General features: G+C 73.1%; 24 protein-coding genes. 13 read left to right on the top strand and 11 right to left on the bottom strand.

Translation table 11 applies throughout. The annotated features are described in order from the left end of the window. Positions 1 to 74 precede the first annotated feature (74 nt). From BLS43_RS29890 to BLS43_RS08950, 3 genes are all read right to left on the bottom strand, one after another. Positions 75 to 236 (bottom strand): hypothetical protein, encoded by a 162-nt coding sequence (locus BLS43_RS29890; protein WP_176921232.1) that lies wholly within the window; start codon positions 234 to 236, stop codon positions 75 to 77. A gap of 229 nt (positions 237 to 465) precedes the next feature. Continuing rightward, complete coding sequence (locus BLS43_RS08955; RefSeq protein ID WP_093079761.1) at positions 466 to 789, bottom strand: putative quinol monooxygenase; 324 nt, start codon at positions 787 to 789, stop codon at positions 466 to 468. Continuing rightward, positions 786 to 1241 carry a MarR family winged helix-turn-helix transcriptional regulator gene (locus BLS43_RS08950; protein ID WP_093079756.1) on the bottom strand — a complete coding sequence of 152 codons (456 nt, stop codon included), beginning with the start codon at positions 1239 to 1241 and terminating at the stop codon, positions 786 to 788. The genes BLS43_RS08955 and BLS43_RS08950 overlap by 4 nt, the downstream gene beginning before the upstream one ends. Between BLS43_RS08950 and BLS43_RS08945 the strand changes: the two genes are divergently transcribed. Next, a complete protein-coding gene (locus BLS43_RS08945) occupies positions 1236 to 1445 on the top strand; it encodes a hypothetical protein (RefSeq protein ID WP_093079752.1) in 210 nt (69 codons plus the stop codon). The two genes, BLS43_RS08950 and BLS43_RS08945, sit on opposite strands and share 6 nt — an antisense overlap. Positions 1446 to 1453: 8 nt before the next feature. Here BLS43_RS08945 and BLS43_RS08940 read toward each other — a convergent pair whose 3' ends face one another. The 7 genes from BLS43_RS08940 to BLS43_RS08910 all read right to left on the bottom strand — a co-directional run bounded on the left by BLS43_RS08940 (position 1454) and on the right by BLS43_RS08910 (position 8479). After that, positions 1454 to 1858, bottom strand: a complete 405-nt coding sequence (locus BLS43_RS08940) for a DoxX family protein (protein ID WP_093079748.1) — start codon at positions 1856 to 1858, stop codon at positions 1454 to 1456. A gap of 24 nt (positions 1859 to 1882) precedes the next feature. Continuing rightward, a complete protein-coding gene (locus tag BLS43_RS08935; protein WP_093079743.1) occupies positions 1883 to 2323 on the bottom strand; it encodes a GNAT family N-acetyltransferase in 441 nt (146 codons plus the stop codon). A gap of 14 nt (positions 2324 to 2337) precedes the next feature. Further along, positions 2338 to 3522, bottom strand: a complete 1185-nt coding sequence (locus tag BLS43_RS08930) for a cytochrome P450 (RefSeq protein WP_093079739.1) — start codon at positions 3520 to 3522, stop codon at positions 2338 to 2340. 155 nt (positions 3523 to 3677) lie between these two features. Then, positions 3678 to 5030, bottom strand: coding sequence for a (Fe-S)-binding protein (locus tag BLS43_RS08925; protein ID WP_093079736.1), 1353 nt, complete (start codon positions 5028 to 5030; stop codon positions 3678 to 3680). Beyond that, positions 5027 to 6160: an FAD-binding oxidoreductase gene (locus tag BLS43_RS08920; protein ID WP_093079732.1), complete on the bottom strand. Its 1134-nt coding sequence runs from the start codon at positions 6158 to 6160 to the stop codon at positions 5027 to 5029. The genes BLS43_RS08925 and BLS43_RS08920 overlap by 4 nt, the downstream gene beginning before the upstream one ends. Further along, complete coding sequence (locus BLS43_RS08915) at positions 6157 to 7611, bottom strand: FAD-linked oxidase C-terminal domain-containing protein (protein ID WP_093079728.1); 1455 nt, start codon at positions 7609 to 7611, stop codon at positions 6157 to 6159. Before BLS43_RS08915 ends, BLS43_RS08920 begins: the two co-directional genes overlap by 4 nt. Positions 7612 to 7708: 97 nt before the next feature. Further along, positions 7709 to 8479 (bottom strand): IclR family transcriptional regulator, encoded by a 771-nt coding sequence (locus tag BLS43_RS08910; protein WP_245707384.1) that lies wholly within the window; start codon positions 8477 to 8479, stop codon positions 7709 to 7711. A gap of 81 nt (positions 8480 to 8560) precedes the next feature. Here BLS43_RS08910 and BLS43_RS08905 point away from each other — a divergent pair, with 81 nt between their 5' ends. The 12 genes from BLS43_RS08905 (at position 8561) to BLS43_RS08850 (ending at position 19921) form a co-directional block, all read left to right on the top strand. Next, entirely contained in the window at positions 8561 to 10669 is a 2109-nt protein-coding gene (locus BLS43_RS08905; RefSeq protein ID WP_093079721.1) for a malate synthase G, read from the top strand. Positions 10670 to 10725: 56 nt separating this feature from the next. Then, on the top strand, positions 10726 to 11940 hold the full coding sequence (locus BLS43_RS08900) for an MFS transporter (RefSeq protein WP_093079716.1): 1215 nt from the start codon (positions 10726 to 10728) through the stop codon (positions 11938 to 11940). A 132-nt stretch (positions 11941 to 12072) separates the two neighbouring features. Further along, positions 12073 to 14445 (top strand): hydrogen gas-evolving membrane-bound hydrogenase subunit E, encoded by a 2373-nt coding sequence (mbhE, locus tag BLS43_RS08895; RefSeq protein ID WP_093079711.1) that lies wholly within the window; start codon positions 12073 to 12075, stop codon positions 14443 to 14445. After that, entirely contained in the window at positions 14442 to 14981 is a 540-nt protein-coding gene (locus BLS43_RS08890) for an MnhB domain-containing protein (RefSeq protein ID WP_093079708.1), read from the top strand. Before mbhE ends, BLS43_RS08890 begins: the two co-directional genes overlap by 4 nt. Then, complete coding sequence (locus BLS43_RS08885; RefSeq protein WP_281245823.1) at positions 14978 to 15472, top strand: Na(+)/H(+) antiporter subunit C; 495 nt, start codon at positions 14978 to 14980, stop codon at positions 15470 to 15472. Before BLS43_RS08890 ends, BLS43_RS08885 begins: the two co-directional genes overlap by 4 nt. Beyond that, positions 15469 to 16986, top strand: coding sequence for a Na+/H+ antiporter subunit D (locus BLS43_RS08880; protein ID WP_093079703.1), 1518 nt, complete (start codon positions 15469 to 15471; stop codon positions 16984 to 16986). The genes BLS43_RS08885 and BLS43_RS08880 overlap by 4 nt, the downstream gene beginning before the upstream one ends. After that, positions 16983 to 17507 (top strand): Na+/H+ antiporter subunit E, encoded by a 525-nt coding sequence (locus tag BLS43_RS08875; RefSeq protein WP_093079698.1) that lies wholly within the window; start codon positions 16983 to 16985, stop codon positions 17505 to 17507. Before BLS43_RS08880 ends, BLS43_RS08875 begins: the two co-directional genes overlap by 4 nt. After that, positions 17504 to 17770: a monovalent cation/H+ antiporter complex subunit F gene (locus BLS43_RS08870; protein ID WP_093079693.1), complete on the top strand. Its 267-nt coding sequence runs from the start codon at positions 17504 to 17506 to the stop codon at positions 17768 to 17770. The genes BLS43_RS08875 and BLS43_RS08870 overlap by 4 nt, the downstream gene beginning before the upstream one ends. A gap of 7 nt (positions 17771 to 17777) precedes the next feature. Then, complete coding sequence (gene mnhG / locus BLS43_RS08865; protein ID WP_093079688.1) at positions 17778 to 18119, top strand: monovalent cation/H(+) antiporter subunit G; 342 nt, start codon at positions 17778 to 17780, stop codon at positions 18117 to 18119. Positions 18120 to 18128: 9 nt separating this feature from the next. Beyond that, positions 18129 to 18650 (top strand): gamma carbonic anhydrase family protein, encoded by a 522-nt coding sequence (locus BLS43_RS08860; RefSeq protein WP_093079684.1) that lies wholly within the window; start codon positions 18129 to 18131, stop codon positions 18648 to 18650. Next, on the top strand, positions 18650 to 19330 hold the full coding sequence (locus BLS43_RS08855) for a uracil-DNA glycosylase (RefSeq protein WP_093079680.1): 681 nt from the start codon (positions 18650 to 18652) through the stop codon (positions 19328 to 19330). The genes BLS43_RS08860 and BLS43_RS08855 overlap by 1 nt, the downstream gene beginning before the upstream one ends. Positions 19331 to 19339: 9 nt before the next feature. Next, a complete protein-coding gene (locus tag BLS43_RS08850; protein ID WP_093079675.1) occupies positions 19340 to 19921 on the top strand; it encodes a DUF1707 SHOCT-like domain-containing protein in 582 nt (193 codons plus the stop codon). Between the two features lie 49 nt (positions 19922 to 19970). On the opposite strand, the gene rpmB is transcribed toward BLS43_RS08850, so the two are convergent. Continuing rightward, positions 19971 to 20162, bottom strand: coding sequence for a 50S ribosomal protein L28 (gene rpmB, locus BLS43_RS08845; protein ID WP_093080087.1), 192 nt, complete (start codon positions 20160 to 20162; stop codon positions 19971 to 19973). Between the last annotated feature and the right edge of the window lie 59 nt (positions 20163 to 20221).

Here is a 20221-nt window from a genome sequence, read left to right as displayed (position 1 = left end):
GAGCTCCGTTCGTGCAGGTCAAGCGCGCAGACGACCCCGCCCCGCGGACGGGGCGGGGTCGTCTCGGGTGCGGCTCAGTGGTGGCGGTGGCCGCGACGCTTGCCCTCGAAGGAGCGGTACTCCTCCTCCTTGGACTTGTCGTAGGACTCGTACTCGAACGCGAGCCGGCGACCGGACTCCTCGGACGACTTGCGCTTGAAGACCGACGTCACGCTGTCGAACGCGTTGCGACCCATCTTGGGCACTCCATTCACGGGATCTCTTCTCGAGGAGCAACTCGCGCCTCGCACTGAGTTAATCGAGGAGACCTGCCCGGCGGTTCGGTGCCCGCGGGGATATCACCCCGACGTGAATGGTCGCGGAAGTGGATTCGAGAATCCACGTCCGTGACGCCGTCACAGAAGAGTCGGCTGTCACGCAGAGTGTCCACGGCCCCGTCCGGCACTCGTTCGGGGCCGGCCTCGGTCAGCGGGGCTCGACCTCGGCCATCTCGTTCCAGGCGTCCCCGTCGAGGTCCTGGTAGTTGATGTACGGCTTGCGCGTGACCACGCCACCCATCCACGGGAAGAAGTTCCGGGCGTGCTCGGTCTGGACGTGCGCGGACCCCGCGTCGCCGTCCCGGAACGTCTCCACGATCACGAACTCGTTGGCGTCCTGGGCGTTCTCGTAGAAGTCGAACGAGACGTTGCCCGGCTCCGCGCGGACCGCCGCGGTGTACTCGGTGATGCCCTTCAGCCACTCCTCGCGCTTGTCCGGCTTGATCGACGCCTTCAGGACGATGAGGATCACGGCTTCCTCCGCACGTGCTCGGTCCCCGGCCGGTCCGGGGACGGTGGGGGCAGCGTCTCACCCCCGCGCGAGGGTCGCTGTCTCAATCCGGGACGGACGCGGGTGGGGCGCTCAGCGGGTGAGCCGGGTCGGGGTGTCGAGCCGGGGCGGGGCCGCGACCTGCGCGAGGGCGTCCTCGATCGTGCGGACGTGTCCTCGCCGAGCCGGTTCGCCCACTCCGCGCGGAGGGCGTCGAAGATCGCCGCGGAGCGGGCGAGCAGATCGCGGCCGTGCGCCGTCGGACGGACGACGACGCGGCGGGCGTCCCCGGGATCGGCGGACCGCTCGACGTAGCCCGCCGCCTCGAGGCCGGCGATCGTCTTGGCCGCGGCCTGCTTGCTCACGCCCAGCGCCCGACCCAGGTCCGCCGCGGTGCAGCCGGTGCCCACGGCCTGCAGGGCGAACCCGTGCATCGGGCGCGCCTGCGGGTGGCCCTGCTCGGCCGGCGTCGCGTGGAGGCGGTCGACGCGGGGGACTCGATCGTGCTCCCCGCGGGCCGGGTCCGCCGGGTGGTCCCGGGTCCGGACGGCGTGTCCGCGCTGGTCACCGCGCCCGGTGACAGCCGCGCCACGCTGCCCGACGGGACCGACCGCGGCGTCCCCGACCGGATCGCCTGACCGACGGATCAGCGGCGGAGGAGGGCGACGATCTCCGCGCGGCGAGCCCACGCGACGACCGCCATCAGCACGCCGATGATCACGGGGGTGTACCAGTAGGCGTGCACCACGGTCAGCTGCACGACCGTCGCCCCGACCATCAGGGCGACGAAGCAGGCGGCGGCGAGGCCGGCGACCACCGGGACCAGGAGCCCGATGCCGCCCGCCACCTCGCAGATCCCGACCAGGTAGCGCAGCCACTGGCCCGCACCGATCTGGTCGAAGATCTGCACGGCGGTGGCCTCGCCGAACAGCTTCGGCAGCCCCGAGCCGACGGCGAGGAAGAGGCCGAGCACGACCTGCAGCGTGTACAGGGCGATCCGGGCGGGGGAGCGGCGGGCGGTGGTGACGGTGCGGGCGGTCGTGGCGGTCATGGTTCCTCCTGTGTGTGGGTCTCGTCAGGAGGGACCGGGGCCGTCGCCGGAACTCATCGCTGCGGGGCGCTCCCACACGGTCGCGTCGGCCGGTCGGAACCCGAACCGCTGGTAGAGCCCCTCGGCGTCCTTCGTGTGCAGCACCCACCGCATGCCCGGACCTCCGGCGACGATCTCCTCGACGAGCGCCTTGCCCAACCCTCGCCCGCGCGCCGACTCGTGGACCCAGACGTCCGCCAGGTAGGCGAACGCCACGCCGTCGGACACCGCGCGGGCCGAGCCGACCATGTCGGGGCCGCGGTAGACCCCGACCACCCGCCAGGCGCTGTCGAACTGCGCCTCGAGGTGCTCGCGGCGCCGCCAGCGGCCCCAGTAGGCCTGTGTGGACAGCCACGCCCAGGCCGCGTCCCGGTCGATCCGGGACGCGTCGTCGTCGATCTCGAACTCGTCGATGGTGCGCTTCACGGGCGCACTGTCCCTCACCAGGCGACCGGCAGCGACTCCATTCCGAAGATCGCGTTGAAGGAGCGGAAGTGCTCCTCGTCCGAGGCGACCTGCAGGGTCGGGAAGCGCCGGAACAGGGCCGGGAAGGCCGTGCGCATCTCCATCCGGGCCAGCGGGGCGCCGAGGCAGTGGTGGACGCCGTGGCCGAAGGCGACGTGGCCGAGCGCGCCGCGCCGGACGTCGAGCTCCTCCGGGCGGTCGAGCAGCTCCGGGTCGCGGTTCGCCGCGGGCAGGGACAGCATGACCGTGTCGCCCTTCGGGATCGGGGTGCCCGCGATCTCGGTGTCCTCGGTGACGATCTTGAACGTCCCGCTGTGCACGATGGACAGCCAGCGCAGCAGCTCCTCGATCGCCGGGCCGACCGCCTCCGGGTCGTCCCGCACGAGGGCGAGCTGGTCGGGGTGGTGGAGCAGCGCGAGCGTGCCCAGACCCAGCATGTTCGACGTGGTCTCGTGGCCCGCGATGAGCAGCAGGTTCGCGATGCCGATCAGCTCGTCGGTGGTGACCTCGGTGCCGTGCTCGCGGATCAGCATGCCGAGCAGCTCCTCGCCCGGGTCCGCCTGCTGCCCGGCCACGAGCCGTGCCATGTACGACCGCAGCTCGTCCGAGGCCGCCAGCCGCTCGGGCAGCGGCAGCGAGACGTCGAGCAGCCTGCCACTGCGCTCCTGGAACTCGCGGCGCTCCTCGTACGGCACGCCGAGCAGCTCGCAGATCACCAGCGAGGGGACCGGCAGCGCGAAGTCCGCGACGAGGTCCGCGGGCGGCCCCTTCTGTTCCATGGCGTCGAGGTGCTCGTCGACGATCGCCTGCACCCGCGGCTCCAGCCTGCGCATCCGGCGGCCGGTGAACTCGCCGGTCAGCAGCCGCCGCAGCCGAGTGTGCTCGGGCGGGTCCTGGGCGAGCAGGTTGCCCGCCCGCATCCGGGCGACCTCCTCGGGGCTGCGGCCCTGCTGCATCGGCGCGACGAACGCGTTGCTGAACCGCGCCGGGTCCCCCAGCACCTCGCGTACGTCCGCCCAGCGGGTCACCAGCCACGGTTCCAGGCCCATCGGCGTGCGGACCTTCGTCAGGCCCGGCCGCTCGCGCAGGGCACCCAGCTCGGGGACCGGGTCGAAGCGGTCCCGTCGCATGTGCAGAGGGAGGGTGGTGGCGTGCGTCATCCCCCGACTGTCACACCGCCCGGCCCCGCTCGGCAGGGTGGGCGCTGAACGACTCCTGAGAACGCCACAGGTCCCGCAGGAGGCGGCGGTGGCCGCGTTGGGGAAGGTCCCGTGGTCCAGGGGCGGCCCGCCGAGACGCGCCCCCCGACGGTTCCTCAGCTCTCGGGGACCGGCACGTTGCGGATGCTGGCGTCGAGGAGCTGGACCGGGTGCAGCAGGGGGAGGTCCCCGCCCAGGTGCTTGCCGATCTGCAGCAGGCAGCCCGGGTTGGCGGTCACCACGATCTCCGGGTGGACGGAGTGCACGTTGTCCGCCTTGCGCCTCCCCAGCTCGTCGGCAGGCTCCGGGTTGATCATGTTGTAGATCCCCGCGGAGCCGCAGCACAGGGCTGCGTCCGGGATGTCGACCAGCTCCAGCTCCGGGATGCTGCGCAGGACCGCGCGGGGCTGCTCGCGCACGCCCTGGGCGTGGCCGAGGTGGCAGGCGTCGTGATAGGCGACGCGGGCGCGCACCGGTGAGCGGGGTGCGACCGGCCCCGCGGCGGCGAGCACCTCGGAGACGTCCTTCACCGAGTCGGAGAAGGCCTTCGCCCGGGGCCCCCACTCGGGGTCGTCGGCGAGCAGGTGTCCGTAGTCCTTCATGGACGACCCGCACCCGGCGACGTTGGCGATCACGTGGTCCACGCCCAGGTCGGCGAAGGTCGCGATGGTGCGCTTCGCGCGGGCGAGCGCCGGGTCCTCGCGGCCCGCGTGGAGCTCCAGCGCGCCGCAGCACTGCTGGTCCCGGGGCACGACGACGTCGAACCCCTCGGCCGAGAACACCCGGACGGTGGCCTCGTTGACCCGGTGGAAGAACACGTCCTGCACGCAGCCGGACAGCAGCGCGACGGTTCCCCGCTTCGGCCCGACGGCGGGGGTGTGCTCGGGCAGCCGGGCGAACGCCTCGCGCACGGTGACCGGCGGGAGCAGGGACTCCAGCGCGGCGAGCCGCGCAGACAGCTCGGTGGCGAACCGCTCCGGGAGCTTCTCGGCGAGCGTCCGCAGGAAGGGCAGCTTCTGGTAGAGCGCCCCGGGCAGCGCGGCCGCCCGCAGCCGCCGCTTGTAGGGGAACAACGCGAAGATCGCCTCGCGGAACAGCCGGTCCGCCCGGCTGCGCTCGACGTTGCGCTCGAGCTGTGGGCGCACCGACTCGAGGAGCTTGTCGTACTGCACGCCGGAGGGGCAGGCGGTCACGCAGGCCATGCAGCCCAGGCACGCGTCGACGTGCTCCTGCAGCGGGCCCTCGAGCCCGATCTCGCCCTTCTCGGCCAGGTCCATGAGGTAGATCCGGCCGCGCGGGGAGTCCATCTCCTCGCCCCACAGCTGGTAGGTGGGGCAGGTGGGCAGGCAGAACCCGCAGTGCACGCAGTCGTCGAGCAGCTCGCGCTGCGGCGGGTGGTGGTCGTCGAAGGCGCTCGGGCCGGTCTGCGGCAGGTTCGTGTGCGCGGAGCCGGCAGGGGTGGTGCTCACGAGATCTCCCACGGGTCGAAACGGCCGGGGCCGAACCTGGAGTCGGGGTCGAACTTCTGCTTGACGGCGCGGAGCACGGCCACCGCGCTGGGCGGCGGTCCCCACGCGGGCACGGCGGTCCCGGACACGGGCCGGGTGCGCAGCACACTGGTGCCGCCCGCGGCGTGCACGGCCGCGTGGGCCGCGGCGACCTCGCCGACGGGCACGGACACCGTGGCCACACCGGTGCCGAGGCCCGCGGTCACCGTGCCGACGGGCAGCCGCGCCAGCAGACCGGGCAGCAGTGAGGGCTTCACCCCGATCCGCAGCACCGCCTCGCCGGGGGTCCCGCGGGTGAGCGCGGCGTGCTCCTCCCACCCTCGTGAGCGGCGATCGTCGCCGGGGCGACGATCGCCGCTCACGGGGTCCGGGGTGCCGCCGACCAGCGCGACCACCCGGTCGAGCCGGGCGGGGAGCGCCTCCTCGGTGGAGTCGATGCGGACCAGGAGCCTCCCGCTGGAGAGCCACTCCACCGCCGTCGGCTCGAGCTGCGACGCGAGCAGCTCGCCCGCGAGCCGGGCGGCCTCGGGCAGGTCGCACTCCACCGCGACGGTGCCGACCGCCGCGGGCACCGGGTGCAGCCGCAGGACGACCTCGACGAGCAGGCCCAGGGTGCCGTAGGAGCCGTGGAGCAGCTTCGAGATGTCGAAGCCGGCCACGTTCTTGATCACGTGCCCGCCCGAGCGGACCACGGCGCCGTCGGAGAGCAGGGTGGTCGTGCCGATCACGAGATCGCGCAGCGAGCCGTGGACCAGCGCGGAGGGTCCCGCGTCCCCGGTCGCGAGGAGCCCGCCGACGGTCGCGCCCTCCTCGACGCGGGCGGCGTCGAACGACACGTGCTGGCCGTGCTCGCGGACGGCGGCCTGCAGCTCGCGCAGGGGCGTCCCGGCGCGCACCGAGACCGTCATGTCCCCGGGATTGTGGGTCAGCACGCCGCTCAGCCCGGTCGTGGAGAGCTCGGTCTCGACCGGGCCGAGCGCGCCCGCCCAGGTCGCGGCCGTGCCGGCGCCCGCGATCGCCACCGGGCCCGCCGAGTCGAGCAGCGCCGCGCGGGCCTCGGCGAGCGAGGTCGGTCTCACCAGGGTCCTCATAGCCGCTCGATCACTCCCGCCTCCTCCAGGGGATGCGCCCGGTACCTCCCGGGTCGCTCGCCGCACAGCCGCGGCGTGGGCAGGACCTTGCCCGGGTTGCTGATGCCGGTCGGGTCGAAGGCCTCCCGCACGCGCTGCATCACCGCGAGGTCCTCCTCGCCGAACATCGTCGGCATCGAGCAGGCCTTGTCCATGCCGATGCCGTGCTCACCGGACAGCGACCCGCCCAGCTCCACGCACAGCTCCGCGATCCGCCCGGACAGGTGCTCGGCCCGCTCGGTCTCGCCCTTCGCCGCGCTGTAGAGCACCAGCGGGTGCAGGTTGCCGTCGCCCGCGTGGAAGACGTTCGCCACGCGCAGCCCGGCCTCCTCGCCCATCTCCGCGATCCGCTGCAGCACCTCGGCCAGCCGGGTGCGGGGGACGACGCCGTCCTGCACGAAGTAGTCCGGAGAGATCCGGCCGACCGCCGCGAACGCCGCCTTGCGGCCCCGCCAGATAGCCGCCCGCTCCTCCGGGGAGCCCGCGATGTGCAGCCGCGTGCACCCGTGGCGGTCGCAGATCTCCTTGACCTGCGCGAACTCGGAGTCGCACTGCTCGATCGGCCCGTCGAGCTCCACGACGAGCGCGGCCGGGGTGCCCACGGTGTAGCCCGCGTGCACCGCCTCCTCGGCGGCCTCGATCGCGAGCGTGTCCATCATCTCGACGGCGGCGGGCACGATCCCCGCCGCCACGATGTCGCTGACCACGTCCCCCGCCGCGGCCACGGACGGGAAGTCCGCCAGCAGCGTCCGGACGGTCTCGGGCGTGCGCAGCAGCTTCACCGTGACCGACACGGTGATCCCCAGCGTGCCCTCCGAGCCGAGGAACACCCCGCGCAGGTCGGGGCCCTGCTGCTCGCCGGTGTCCCCGCCGAGGGTGACCAGCGACCCGTCCGGCAGGACCACCTCGCAGGAGTACACGTGGTTGGTGGTGAACCCGTACTTCAGGCAGTGGGCGCCGCCGGAGTTCTCCGCGACGTTCCCGCCGATGGTGCACACCTGCTGGCTCGACGGGTCCGGGGCGAAGTACAGCCCGTGCCGCGCCACGGCCGCGGTGATCTCCAGGTTCGTCACCCCGGGCTCGACGACGGCGCGCCGGTTCTCGACGTCGACCTCCAGGACGCGGTTGAGCCGGGCCACCGAGATCACGACGCCGTCCGCCACCGGCAGCGCGCCGCCGGACAGCCCGGTCCCGGCGCCGCGGGCCACGAACGGCACCCCGTTGCGGTGGCAGGCCGCGACCGCCCTCGCCACCCCCGCGGCGTCTCGCGGGATGAGCACCATCTCCGGCCGGACGCGGTAGCCGGTCAGCCCGTCGCACTCGTAGGCGCGGGTGCGGACGGGATCGTCGACGACCTCGTCCGGCGGGAGCGCCGCGGTGATCGCGGCGCGCGCGATCGGGTCCAGAGGCATCACTGACCTCCTCGTGGTGGGAACGTGTGGAGCGTAGGTCGGGGCGGGCGGCTCGGGCGTCCCGAGACCAGACGTTCGGTCAGGGTCCGGGGTGCCGTCACGCCGTGGCCAGGAGGGCGCCGAGCCTGCGGCCCGCGGCGACGACGAGCGGGGCGATGCGGGTGATCGTCGCGTCGTCCATGCGGGAGGTGGGGCCGGAGACCGAGACGGCGGCCCGGTTGTCGCCCGCACCGGGGCCCACGACCGGGGCGGCGACGCAGCGCACGCCGGTCTCCTGCTCGCCCTCGTCCAGCACGTAGCCGCGGACGTGGGCCTCGGCGATCTCGGCCGCGAACGCGGCGGGGTCGGTGATCGTGGTCGGCGTGACGGCGGGCAGCCCGGTGCGCGCGACGATCGCGGCCGACTCCGCGGCGGGCAGCGCGCTGAGCAGCGCCTTCCCGACTCCGGTGCAGTGGACCGGCACCCGGCGCCCGATCTCGGTGAACATCCGCATGGAGTGCGGCGACGGGACCTGGGCCACGTAGACGGCCTGGTCGCCGTCCAGCAGCGCGAGGTTGGCCGTCTCGCCGATCTGCGCGACCAGCTCCGCGAGCACCGGCTGCGCCCAGCGGCCGAACTGGTGCGCCGCCGTCTCACCCAGCCCGACCAGCTTGGGCCCCAGCGTGTAGCGCCGCGACGGCAGCTGCCGCAGGTACCCGAGGTCCACGAGCGTGCGCACGAGCCGGTGGATGGTGCCCGGCGCCAGGCCGGTGGCCGCGGCGAGCTCGGAGAGCCCGGCCTCGCCGCCCAGCTCGGCCAGCGACTCCAGCACCCCGAACGCGCGGGCGAGGGACTGCACGCCCGTCGGGCGGGGTATGTCCGTGGTCACAAGCGCGGACTCTACATTCCATGATGCGGAAAAGCCACTCCGTCTGGTAGAAATGAGCCAGACGTGACGAGAGGATTCCCGATGGCCCTGCAGGTCGACCCCCAGCTCAAGACCTTCGTGGAGGACGAGCTCCTCGCGGGTCTGGACCTCACCCCGGACGCGTTCTGGACGGCGCTCGAGGACCTCCAGACCCGGTTCGCCCCGCGGATCGCGGAGCTGCTGGCCCGCCGGGGCGAGCTGCAGGCGCAGATCGACACCTGGCACGAGTCGCACGGCGCGGGCACGGCCGAGGAGTACGCCGCGTTCCTCACCGAGCTGGGCTACCTGCTGCCCGCCGACGAGCCGGTCGCGATCACCGTGGAGAACGTCGACGCCGAGATCGCCGAGATCCCCGGGCCCCAGCTCGTGGTGCCCGCGACGGTGCCGCGCTACGCGCTCAACGCCGCGAACGCCCGCTGGGGCTCGCTGTACGACGCGTTCTACGGCACCGACGCCCTGCCGCAGGAGTTCGAGCTCGCCAAGGGCTACGACGAGCGCCGCGGCGCCCAGGTCATCGCGGCCGCGGACGAGCTGCTCGACGAGCTGTTCCCGCTGGCCCAGGGGTCGCACGCGGACGTCGAGCGGTACACCGCGGGGGAGCAGGGCTTCGTCGCGTTCAGCGGGGCGGCCGAGTCCGGGCTGGCCGACCCCGCCCAGTTCGCCGGGTTCGGCGAGTCGTCGATCCTGCTGCAGCGCAACGGGCTGCACGTCGAGCTCACGATCGACCCGGAGTCGCAGGTCGGGCGCCAGCACCACGCCGGCGTCTCGGACGTGCTGCTGGAGTCCGCGGTCACCGCCATCGTCGACCTGGAGGACTCGGTCGCGACGGTCGACGGCGAGGACAAGGCGAACGCCTACCGCACCTGGCTGGGCCTGATGACCGGCGAGCTGGTCTCGGAGTTCCCGAAGGGCGGCCGGACCGTCACCCGCCGGGTGAACGGCGACCGCGAGTACACCGGCGCCGACGGCGCCCCGCTCACCCTGCCCGGCCGCTCGCTGCTGCTGGTCCGCAACGTGGGCCACCACATGACCACGGACGCCGTGCTGGTCGACGGTCGGGAGATCGCCGAGGGCGTGCTCGACGCGCTGGTCACGGCCGCCGCCGCGCAGTACGACCTGTCCGGCAGGGGCCGGTACTCCAACTCCCGCACCGGCTCGATGTACATCGTGAAGCCCAAGCAGCACGGGCCGGACGAGGTGGCGCTGACCGTCGAGCTGTTCGCGGCGGTCGAGGAGGTCCTCGGGCTGCCCGCGCGCACGCTCAAGATCGGCATCATGGACGAGGAGAAGCGCACCAGCGTCAACCTCGCGAGCGCCGTCGCCGCGGCGCGGGACCGGGTCATCTTCGTCAACACGGGCTTCCTGGACCGCACCGGCGACGAGATCCACACCTGCTTCGTCGCCGGGCCGGTGATCCCCAAGGGGGACATGAAGTCCTCCACCTGGCTCACCACCTACGAGGACCGCAACGTCGACGTCGCGCTGGCCTCCGGGTTCGCCCACACCGCGCAGATCGGCAAGGGCATGTGGGCCAAGCCCGCCGCGATGGCGGACATGCTGGCGCAGAAGGGGGCGCAGCCCCGGCAGGGCGCGAACTGCGCGTGGGTGCCGTCGCCGACCGCGGCGACCCTGCACGCGCTGCACTACCTGCGCACGGACGTCCACGCCGTCCAGGAGTCGCTGAAGGGCCGCACCGCGGACCGGTCGAAGCTCCTCGTGCTGCCGCTGCAGGCCGAGGCCCCCTCGGCCGAGGCGATCACCCACGAGCTGGAGACGAACGCGCAGTCGATCCTCGGCTACGTCGTGCGCTGGGTCGGGCTGGGCATCGGCTGCTCGACCGTGCCGGACCTCGAGGGCGTCGGGTTGATGGAGGACCGCGCCACGCTGCGGATCTCCGCGCAGCTCGTCGCGAACTGGCTGCACCACGGCCTCCTGGACGAGCAGACCGTCCGGGACACCTTCGCCCGCATGGCGGTGCTGGTCGACGAGCAGAACGCGGACGAGCCCGGCTACCCGGCCATGGCCAAGGACCTGGAGCACAGCGAGAGCTTCCAGGCGGCCCTGGAGCTGGTCCTCACCGGCCGGACCGAGCCCAACGGCTACACCGAGCGCGTCCTGACCACCTGGCGCAAGAAGGCCAAGTCCGCCTGAGCCGTGAGTGGCGATGGTCGCTCTGGCGACTATCGCCACTCACGGGGGTGTTGGGGATGGGTATGAAGTCGTGGGCGCGTGTGGCCGCCGTCCTGTTCGTGATCGGGTACGGCGCGAACCAGTTCTCGCCGCTGATGGTCATGTACCGGGAGCAGGGGCACTACTCGGCGACGGTGGTGGCGGCGTTCTTCGGCGTCTACGTCGCCGGGCTGGCCCCGGGGCTGTTCGTCGGCGGTCCGCTGTCGGACCGGTACGGGCGCCGGGCGGTGCTGTTGCCCGCGGTCGTCCTCTCGGTGCCCGCGAGCGCGGTGTTGGCGCTCGGGGCGTTCTCCGAGACCCTGCTGTTCACCGGCCGGTTCCTGTTCGGGCTGGTCACGGGCGTGGCGATGGCGGTCGGGTCCACCTGGGTGAAGGAGCTGTCCCAGGCCCCGCACGAGCCCGAGGCGGACTCCTCGGCCGGGGCGCGGCGCGCGGCGCTGTCGCTGTCCGCCGGGTTCGGCGTGGGCCCGGTCGTCGGCGGGGTGCTGGCGCAGTGGGCGCCGCTGCCGATGGAGCTGCCCTACCTCGCCCACATCCTGGTGACGCTGCCGGTGATCGTGCTGGTCCGCCGGGCCCCGGAGACCCGACCGCGGGCCCAGAAGACCGCCGAGGTCGCGTCCCCCGCGGCGGGCGGCTGGACGACCCGGCTGCGCGATCCCCGGTTCCGGGCCCGGGTCCTGCCGCTGGCCCCCTGGGTGTTCGCGGGCCCGGCAGTGTCCTTCGCCGTCCAGCCCGCCGCCCTGGGGGACCGCACCGCGGGGTTCGGCTTGTTCTTTGCGACCCTGCTCACCGCCGTCACGTTGTCGGCGGGGGTGGGGATCCAGTCCACCGCCCGCAGGCTCGACGCGCGCAACCCCCTCGTCGGCGGCAGGCTCGGCCTGGGCCTGATCGCGCTGGGCTCGCTCGTCGCGGCGCTGACCGCGGTCACCGGCTCGCTCGTCGTCGCCGTGGTGGCGAGCGCGATCCTGGGCTCGGGCTTCGGGATCTCCCTGGTCAGCGGGCTCATCGAGGTGCAGCGGATCGCCGCGCCGGACCACCTCGCCGGGGTCACCGCCGTGTACTACTCGCTGACCTACCTCGGGTTCCTGCTGCCGCTGGTGCTCGCCCCCCTGGCCCCCGGGTTCGGCTACCCCGCGCTGCTCGTGGTCGTCGCCTGTCTGGCGCTGGTCTGTCTGGCCGTGCTCAGCCGGGCAGGCGCCCGCCCCGGGGTGACGGCACGTCCGGCCCGGTAGGGTGGGGTGTGGCACCCGGGTTCGCCGAGTAGCCCGGCCGCCCCCGCCACACCCTGTTCCGACCCGACCTCGCGCCGGGCCGCTCCCCGCAGCATGCGCGCCGCAGGTCGTCCGACACGCCACGGAGGTGCCTTGCTCGCGCTCGTCGTCGCTCATCTCGTGGTGGCCGCCCTGCTGCCCCTGGTGTCGCGACGCAGTCGACGTGCCGCCTTCGGCGTCGCCGCCGTGCTCCCGGCCGCCACCCTCGTCTGGGGGCTCGCGAACCTGCCCGCGGTGCTGGGCCCGGGCCCGGCGCCGTCCGAGACCCACGTCTGGGCGTCGGCGCTGCACCTCGAGTTCGGGTTCCGGCTGGACGCGCTCGGCGTCGTGATGATCGTGCTGGTCGGCGGGCTCGGCGCCCTGATCCTCGCCTACTCGGCCTGGTACTTCGGCAAGGACAGCCGGGACGCGCCGCGGAACTCCGCGCTGCTGCTGGCCTTCGCGGGCGCCATGCTCGGCCTCGTCCTCGCGGACGACCTGCTCACGCTCTACCTCTTCTGGGAGCTGACGTCCATCGCGTCGTTCCTGCTGGTCGGGCAGGGCGGTCTGCACCGGGCCAACCGGCGCGCGGCGGTGCAGGCGCTGCTGGTCACGGTCATGGGCGGGCTCGCGATGCTGCTCGGGATCGTGATCGTGGGGGAGTCCGCGGGCACCTACCGGATCTCCGAGATCGTGGCGGCCGCGCAGCAGGGGGCCGGCCCCGCGGGCGGGCTCGCGGCGACCGGGATCGTGCTGATCCTGATCGGCGCCCTGACGAAGTCCGCGCAGTTCCCGTTCCACCCCTGGCTGCCCGGCGCGATGGCGGCGCCCACGCCGGTCAGCGCCTACCTGCACGCGGCGTCGATGGTGAAGGCGGGCGTCGTGCTCGTCGGGCGGCTGTCGCCCGCGTTCGCCGACCGGAGCTACTGGTGGGTGCCGATCGCGGTGCTCGGCCTGGTCACCATGCTCGTCGGCGGCTGGCGGGCGCTGCACGAGACGGACCTGAAACGGCTGCTCGCCTTCGGCACCGTGAGCCAGCTCGGCTTCCTGATGGTGCTCTTCGGCTCCGGCGACCGGATCGGTGAGATCGCCGCGCTCACGATGCTGCTGGCCCACGGCCTGTTCAAGGCGCCGCTGTTCATGGTCGTCGGGATCGTGGACAAGGTGACCGGGACCCGCGAGGTCGGTGCGCTGTCCGGGCTCGGGCGGCGGCTGCCCGGGCTCGCCGCCGCGGCCACCCTCGCGGCGGCCTCGATGGCGGGCATCCCCTTCCTGCTCGGGTTCCTGGGCAAGGAGGCCGCGTTCGAGGCCTTCGTCCACGACGGCGACTGGGTGCTCGCCCTCGGTCTGCTGCTCGGCTCGATCTTCACCGTGGCGTACTCGGCGCGGTTCCTGTGGGGCGCCTTCGCGACCAAGGCCGGGGTCGAGGCCACCGAGCCGAGGCCCGTCGTCCCGGGGCTGTCCGTCCCGACCTGGATCGCGGCGTTCACCGGGCTCGTGCTCGGGTGCGTCCCGCCGCTGACCGACGCGCTGGCGCGGAACTACGCCGCCGCCTACCCGGCGGAGGACGCGGTCGCGGCCGACTACCACCTCGCGCTCTGGCACGGGCTGTCGCTGCCGCTGCTGTTCTCGGCGGTCGCGCTCATCGTCGGCGCCACCCTGCACCTGCAGCGCGCCCGCGTCACCGGGCTGCACACCGCCTTGCGCCACCCGCTGTCCGCCCAGCGCGGCTACGAGGTCACCGTCGGCGGGATCGAGCGGTTCGCGGTGTGGGTCACCGGCCGGATCCAGGCCGGTTCGCTGCCGGTCTACCTCGGCGTCCTGCTGCTCACCGTGCTGGTGCTGCCCGGGCTCGCGCTGGTCTTCGGCGGCACCCTGCCCGCGACGGTGCCCGGCTACGGCTCGCTGATGCAGCTGCCGCTCGGCCTGGTGATCGTCGCCTGTGCGGCCGCCCTGACCCGGGTGCGGCGCCGGTTCACCGCCGTGTTGCTGGTCGGCGCGATCGGGTATGCGATCGGGGGCCTGTTCGTGGTCGACGGCGGGCCCGACCTGGCCCTGGCCCAGTTCCTCGTCGAGACGCTGACGATGGTCGCCTTCGTGTTCGTGCTGCGCAGGCTGCCCGCGCACTTCGACGCGGGGCCCCGGGTGGGGCGGGGGATCCAGCTGCGCAAGGCGGCCCTCGCCACCGTCGCGGGCGTGTTCGTCGCGGTGGCGGCGGTCGTGCTCAGCGGGGCGCGGCAGGAGCCGCCCGCGGTCAGCGGGGAGTTCGTCGCGCGGGCGCCGGAGGCGGGCGCGGACAACGTGATCGCCGCGATCCTCGTCGACTTCCGCGCGCTGGACACGGTCGGCGAGATCACGGTGCTGCTCATCGCCGCGGCGGGCACCGCGAGCCTCGTCTTGGCCACCCGGCACGACAAGAAGGGGAAGTCGGGCCGCGTCGAGAGCGGCGGCGGCACCCCCGAGCACGAGGAGGAGATCGCCGGATGACCGCCACCCCCGAGCAGAAGATCCCCTTCGAGCAGTGGGACGCCCCGTCCGGCGAGTGGACGCTGCCGGGCGCCTGCCCCGTGCGCACCAACCGCACCCTGCTGCTCGAGGCGGCGACCCGGTTCCTGTTCCCGGTCGTCCTGGTGTTCTCGGTGTACCTGCTGATCGTCGGCCACTACGCGCCCGGCGGCGGGTTCCAGGGCGGGCTGACCGCGGGCCTGGCCTTCGTGCTGCGCTACATCGCGGGCGGCGGGTCCGAGGGCGTCGAGATCGGCTCCCGGCTGCGGCTGCGCCCGCCCGTGCTGATGGGCACCGGCCTGCTGCTGGCGATGATCACCGCGTTCGCGCCGGTGCTGGTCGGCCGCCCGGTGCTCAGCAGCGCGAAGGTCTCGTTCCTCGGCGTGGAGGTGGTGTCGAGCCTGCTGCTCGACGTCGGGGTGTACCTGCTCATCATCGGCGTCGTCCTCGACCTGCTGCGGTCGCTGGGCAGCGGGATCGAGCGGGACGCCGAGGCCGGGCAGGGGGAGCGCCCGTGACCACGATCAACATCGGGATGGCGGTCGTGCTGGCCGTCCTGTACTCCGTGGGCTTCTACCTGCTCATGCAGCGCTCCCTGATGCGCATCCTGATCGGCATCGTGGTCCTCGGCCACGGCGCGAACCTGCTGCTGCAGCTCGCGGGCGGCCCGCCCGCCCGCGCTCCCGTGCTCGGCACCGCGCCCCCCGCGGAGTTCGCCGACCCGCTCCCGCAGGCCCTGGCGCTCACCGCCATCGTCATCACGTTCGCGCTGACCACCTACCTGCTGGCGCTGGGTTACCGCAGCTGGGTGCTGACCGGGCACGACGAGGTGCAGGACGACCTCGAGGACCGCCGGATCGCGCTGTCCGAGCGGCCCGACGGCGCCATGGAGGAGGACACCGAGGGGGCGGACGAGGACACCGAGGACCCGGGCTCCGCCGCGGCGTCCAACGAGCCGGCGGAGATCGCCACCGGCGGCCCGGACGCGTCGTCGGAGGTGTCCCGGTGAGCACCCTGGTGACCCTGCCGGTGCTGCTGCCGATCCTCGGCGCGGCGCTGAGCGTGATCTTCGTACGCCAGGCCACCTTGCAGCGGCTGATCGGCATCGTGGTGCTCGTCGCGGTGTGCGTGGTCGCCGCGGTGCTGCTGGTGGCGGCGGACCGCACCGGCCCCGTCGTCGTCGAGCTGGGCGGGTGGCCCGCGCCGGTCGGGATCGTGCTGGTGGCGGACCGGCTGTCGGCGCTGCTGCTGCTCATCTCGACGGTCGTCACGCTGGCGGTGCTGGTCTACGCCATCGACCAGCGGATCTCCGACTACGGCCGGGACACCGCGAGCACCACGTTCCACCCGATCTTCCTGCTGCTGTCGACCGGGGTGTCGCTGGCCTACCTGACCGGTGACCTGTTCAGCCTGTTCGTGGCGTTCGAGATCATGCTCGCGGCCTCGTACGTGCTGATCACGCGGCGGACGAACGCCGAACGCATCCGCTCGGGGATGACGTACGTGATCATCTCGCTGACGTCCTCGCTGCTGTTCCTCACCACGATCGCCCTGGTCTACGCGTCGACGGGCACGGTGAACCTGGCGGACCTCGCGGGCCGGGTGGCCGCCCTGCCGCCGGGCCTGCGGACGCTGCTGTCGATGCTCACGATCGTCACGTTCGGGATCAAGGCGGCCATGGTGCCGCTGCACTTCTGGCTGCCGGACAGCTACCCGAACGCCCCCGCCCCGGTCACCGCGCTGTTCGCGGGCCTGCTCACCAAGGTCGGCATCTACGCGCTGCTGCGCACCCAGACGCTGATCTTCCCCGGGGACGGGCCGAGCGCGGTGCTGCTGGTGTTGGCGGTGCTCACGATGGTCGTCGGTGCGCTGGGCGCGCTCGCCCAGAACGACCTCAACCGGTTGCTGTCCTTCCTGCTGGTCAGCCACATCGGCTTCATGCTGTTCGGGCTCGCGGTGGACGACGCGCGGGGCGCGGCGGGCACGGCCCTCTACATCGTCCACCACATCACCGTGCAGGCCACGCTGTTCCTGGTCAGCGGCTTGATCACGCGGCGGACCGGGACCGTGTCGATCGACCAGATGGGCGGGCTGGCGCGGCGGTCGCCGGTGCTGGCCGTGCTCTTCGCCGTCCCGGCCCTGACGCTGGCGGGCATCCCGCCGACGTCGGGTTTCGTGGCGAAGCTCGCCCTGCTGCAGGCGGGCGCCGCCGGGACCGTCGGCACCGTCGTGGTGGCCGGGTTCGTGGTGCTCGCGTCCCTGCTCACGCTGTGGGCCGTGGTGCGCGTGTGGATCCGGGTGTTCTGGGGTGCGGACAAGGAGCCGCTGCCGGACGACGACCCGCACGACGAGCTCGTCATCGGCACCTCGAAGACGTCCGCGCCGATGTACGTGGCCTCCGCGGCGCTGGTCGCGGTGAGCATCGCGATCGCCGCGGCGGCCGGGCCGCTGTCCGCCGTCACCGAACGGGCGGGTGCGGACCTGATCGCGCGCGTCCCCTACCTCGAGGCGGTGCTCGGATGAAGCGCTGGCCACAGATCCTCTGGCTGACCGTGGTGTGGGTGCTGCTGTGGGGGTACGTGACCCCGACGATCGTCGTCGGCGGCCTGGTCGTCGCTCTGCTGGTCACGGTGTTGTTCCCGCTGCCGGTCCTCAACCGGCTCCCGTTCCGGCCGTGGCCGCTGCTGCGGCTGGGGGCGTTCCTGGTGGCGGACCTGTTCCGCTCCGGGTGGGACGTGGCCGTCGAGACGCTGCGCTACGGGCCGAAGTCCCGGGCGGGCATCGTCGCGGTCCCGCTGCTCACCGACTCCGAGCGGGTCATCACGCTGATCGCGGGCGCGGCCGCCCTGACGCCGGGCAGCTTCGTCCTGCAGATCGACCGGGCGGGCTGCGTGCTCTACGTCTACGCGCTCGGGCTGCGCAGCGCCGCGGACGCCGAGCAGACCCGCGCCCACATGCGGCGGCTGCAGGAGCGGGTGGTCTCGGCGGTGGGGGTTGACGGTGTGACTCCCACCGACGGACGTTCTCCCGCGGAGGCGACATGACGATCGTGTTCGGGCTGGTCCTCGGGATGCTCAGCGCCGCGGCGCTGCTGACCGTCGCCCGGCTGCTCAAGGGGCCCGGCACCCTGGACCGGATCGCCGCGCTCGACGTGTTCGTGGTGATCATCGTGGCGGCCTCGGCGGTGTACATCGCCATCTACCGGGACGGGTCCACGGTGCCGCTGATGGCGGCCGTGGCGCTCGTCGGGTTCGTCGGGTCCGCGACCGCGGCCCGGCTCGTCGAGCGGTGGGAGCGGCACCGGTGATCGGCTCATGATCAGAGACATCGTCTCCAGTGTGTTCCTGCTGGGCGGGGCCCTGTTCTGCCTGCTCGGCGCGATCGGGCTGGTCCGGCTGCCGGACCTGCCCGCCCGGCTGCAGGCTGCGACCAAACCGCAGACGCTCGGGCTGCTGTTCGTCCTGATCGGCACCGCCGTGCGGCTGGAGTTCGAGAACGCGGCCACGCTCGTGCTGGTGATCCTGTTCCAGGCGGTGACCGCGCCGGTGATCTCCCAGATCGTCGCCCGGTCGGCCTACCGGACAGGGGCCGTGGACACCGACCTGCTGGTGATCGACGAGCTGACCGCGCGCGTGGCGGAACAGGACGGGAAGTAGGGTCCGGACGTGGCTGTGTACGCACTCGGTGATGCCGAGCCCGACATCCATCCGACGGCCTACGTGCATCCGGACGCCGTCGTCATCGGGAACGTCACGCTCGGCGCCGAGGCGTCGGTCTGGCCGACCGCCGTGCTCCGGGGGGACGACGGGTACATCACCGTCGGCGCGCGGACGAGCATCCAGGACGGCTCGATCATCCACACCACCGCGCGGCAGCCCACGCTGATCGGCGACCGGGTCACGGTGGGGCACAACGTCCACATCGAGGCCGCGGACATCTCCGACGACGCGCTGATCTCCTCCGGCTCCGTGGTGCTCAACGGGTCCACGGTGGGGGAGGGCGCGGTCGTCGCCGCGGGTGCGGTCGTGTCGCCGGGCTTCGCGGTCCCGGCCCACCGGATGGCGGTCGGGGTGCCGGCGCGCCTGCGGGAGGGCTACGAGGTGCCGGAGGGGCGCTTCGCCTACGCGGTCGAGTCCTACGTGCAGCGGGGGAAGCGGTTCCGCGCCGAGCTGCGGAGGCTGTCCTGATGGCGGCGAAGCCGTTGGCCGAGGTCGTCGAGGAGGGCTGGGCCCGCGCGCTCGAGCCCGTCGCCCCCGTCGTCGCGCAGATGGGGGAGTTCCTGCGGCAGGAGATCGCCGCGGGCCGCCGGTACCTCCCGTCCGGCGCGAACGTGCTGCGAGCCTTCCAGCAGCCCTTCGACGACGTGCGGGTCCTGATCGTCGGCCAGGACCCCTACCCGACGCCGGGGCACGCCGTCGGGCTGTCGTTCTCGGTGTCTCCGCAGACCCGCCCGATCCCGCGCTCGCTGGCGAACATCTACCGGGAGTACTCCGAGGACCTCGGCTACCCGACGCCGTCGACCGGGGACCTCACCCCGTGGACCGAGCAGGGTGTGCTGCTGCTCAACAGGTGCCTGACCGTGGAGCCGGGCTCGCCGGGCTCGCACCGGGACAAGGGCTGGGAGGCGGTCACCGAGCAGGCGATCCGCGCGCTCGTGGAGCGGGACGCCGATCCCATGGTCGCCATCCTCTGGGGCCGGGACGCGCGCAACCTCGCCCCGCTGCTGGTCGACGTCCCGATCATCGAGTCCGCGCACCCGTCGCCGATGTCCGCGGACCGCGGCTTCTTCGGCTCCCGTCCGTTCTCCCGCGCGAACGATCTCCTCGAGGAGATCGGCGGCGAGCCCGTCGACTGGAAGCTGCCGTAGGGTTGGCCCGTGGACGGGGGCAACCTGCGTATTTCGGACGCTGACCGCGAGGCCGCCGCGCAGCGGCTGCACACCGCGATGGCGGAGGGGCGGATCACGCTCGACGAGCTCGAGGAGCGGCTGACCGTCGTCTACGCGGCCAGGACGTTCGCGGACCTCGAACCCCCGCTGGCGGACCTGCCGGGCGCCGCCGTCGCGCCGTCCGTCGCGGTGCCCGCCCGCAAGGAGTCGGTGCACCTCAACACCGAGATGGGGTCGATCAAGCGCACCGGTGCGTGGGCCGTGCCGCGGCAGCTGAGGCTGACCACGAGCATGGGCTCGATCCACCTCGACCTCACCGAGACCCAGGTCCCCGCCGACCTGCAGGTGGACGTGTCGACCGGCATGGGCTCGGTCACCCTGGTCCTGCCGCCGGGCGGCTCCGCGGACGTGGACGGCGTGAAGACCTCCTGGGGCTCGGTCTCGACGAAGGTCCCCCACACGCCCACCGGCCGCGGCCCGCACCTGGTGGTCACCGGCAGCGCCGGGATGGGCTCGCTGACGATCCGCTACGCCCGCAAGGGCCTCAAGGAGTGGTTCACCTCGGCATGAGAAAGGGCGGCCTCCCTCGGGAGACCGCCCTCACTGTGCAGCGCTGAGCTCAGGCGCGCGTGACCTTGCCCGCCTTGAGGCAGGAGGTGCACACGTTCTGGCGGACCTTGTTCCCGCCGGCGTTCAGCGAACGCACGGTCTGGATGTTCGGGTTCCAGCGACGGTTGGTACGGCGGTGCGAGTGCGAGACGGACATGCCGAAGCCCGGACCCTTGCCGCAGACGTCGCAGACGGCAGCCACGTCGGACACTCCTCGGGTTAGACGGATGAGACAGGCCCGGCGTCGAGCCGGGCACGTGT

It is taken from the genome of Pseudonocardia oroxyli, from assembly GCF_900102195.1.
GTDB classification, from domain to species: Bacteria; Actinomycetota; Actinomycetes; order Mycobacteriales; family Pseudonocardiaceae; genus Pseudonocardia; species Pseudonocardia oroxyli.
The sequence above is the reverse complement of the archived record's forward strand: the minus strand, read 5'-3'. Positions and strand labels throughout refer to the sequence as shown.

Bases quoted from the DNA above. Each gene is read 5' to 3' on its own strand.
- BLS43_RS08855 (WP_093079680.1), top strand. From the start codon at position 18,650: ATGGCGGCGAAGCCGTTGGCCGAGGTCGTCGAGGAGGGCTGGGCCCGC.
- BLS43_RS08915 (WP_093079728.1), bottom strand. From the start codon at position 7,611: ATGCCTCTGGACCCGATCGCGCGCGCCGCGATCACCGCGGCGCTCCCG.
- BLS43_RS08920 (WP_093079732.1), bottom strand. From the start codon at position 6,160: ATGAGGACCCTGGTGAGACCGACCTCGCTCGCCGAGGCCCGCGCGGCG.
- BLS43_RS08875 (WP_093079698.1), top strand. From the start codon at position 16,983: ATGAAGCGCTGGCCACAGATCCTCTGGCTGACCGTGGTGTGGGTGCTG.
- BLS43_RS08930 (WP_093079739.1), bottom strand. From the start codon at position 3,522: ATGACGCACGCCACCACCCTCCCTCTGCACATGCGACGGGACCGCTTC.
- BLS43_RS08940 (WP_093079748.1), bottom strand. From the start codon at position 1,858: ATGACCGCCACGACCGCCCGCACCGTCACCACCGCCCGCCGCTCCCCC.
- mnhG (WP_093079688.1), top strand. From the start codon at position 17,778: ATGATCAGAGACATCGTCTCCAGTGTGTTCCTGCTGGGCGGGGCCCTG.
- BLS43_RS08870 (WP_093079693.1), top strand. From the start codon at position 17,504: ATGACGATCGTGTTCGGGCTGGTCCTCGGGATGCTCAGCGCCGCGGCG.
- BLS43_RS08900 (WP_093079716.1), top strand. From the start codon at position 10,726: ATGGGTATGAAGTCGTGGGCGCGTGTGGCCGCCGTCCTGTTCGTGATC.
- BLS43_RS08890 (WP_093079708.1), top strand. From the start codon at position 14,442: ATGACCGCCACCCCCGAGCAGAAGATCCCCTTCGAGCAGTGGGACGCC.
- BLS43_RS08905 (WP_093079721.1), top strand. From the start codon at position 8,561: ATGGCCCTGCAGGTCGACCCCCAGCTCAAGACCTTCGTGGAGGACGAG.
- BLS43_RS29890 (WP_176921232.1), bottom strand. From the start codon at position 236: ATGGGTCGCAACGCGTTCGACAGCGTGACGTCGGTCTTCAAGCGCAAG.
- BLS43_RS08950 (WP_093079756.1), bottom strand. From the start codon at position 1,241: ATGCACGGGTTCGCCCTGCAGGCCGTGGGCACCGGCTGCACCGCGGCG.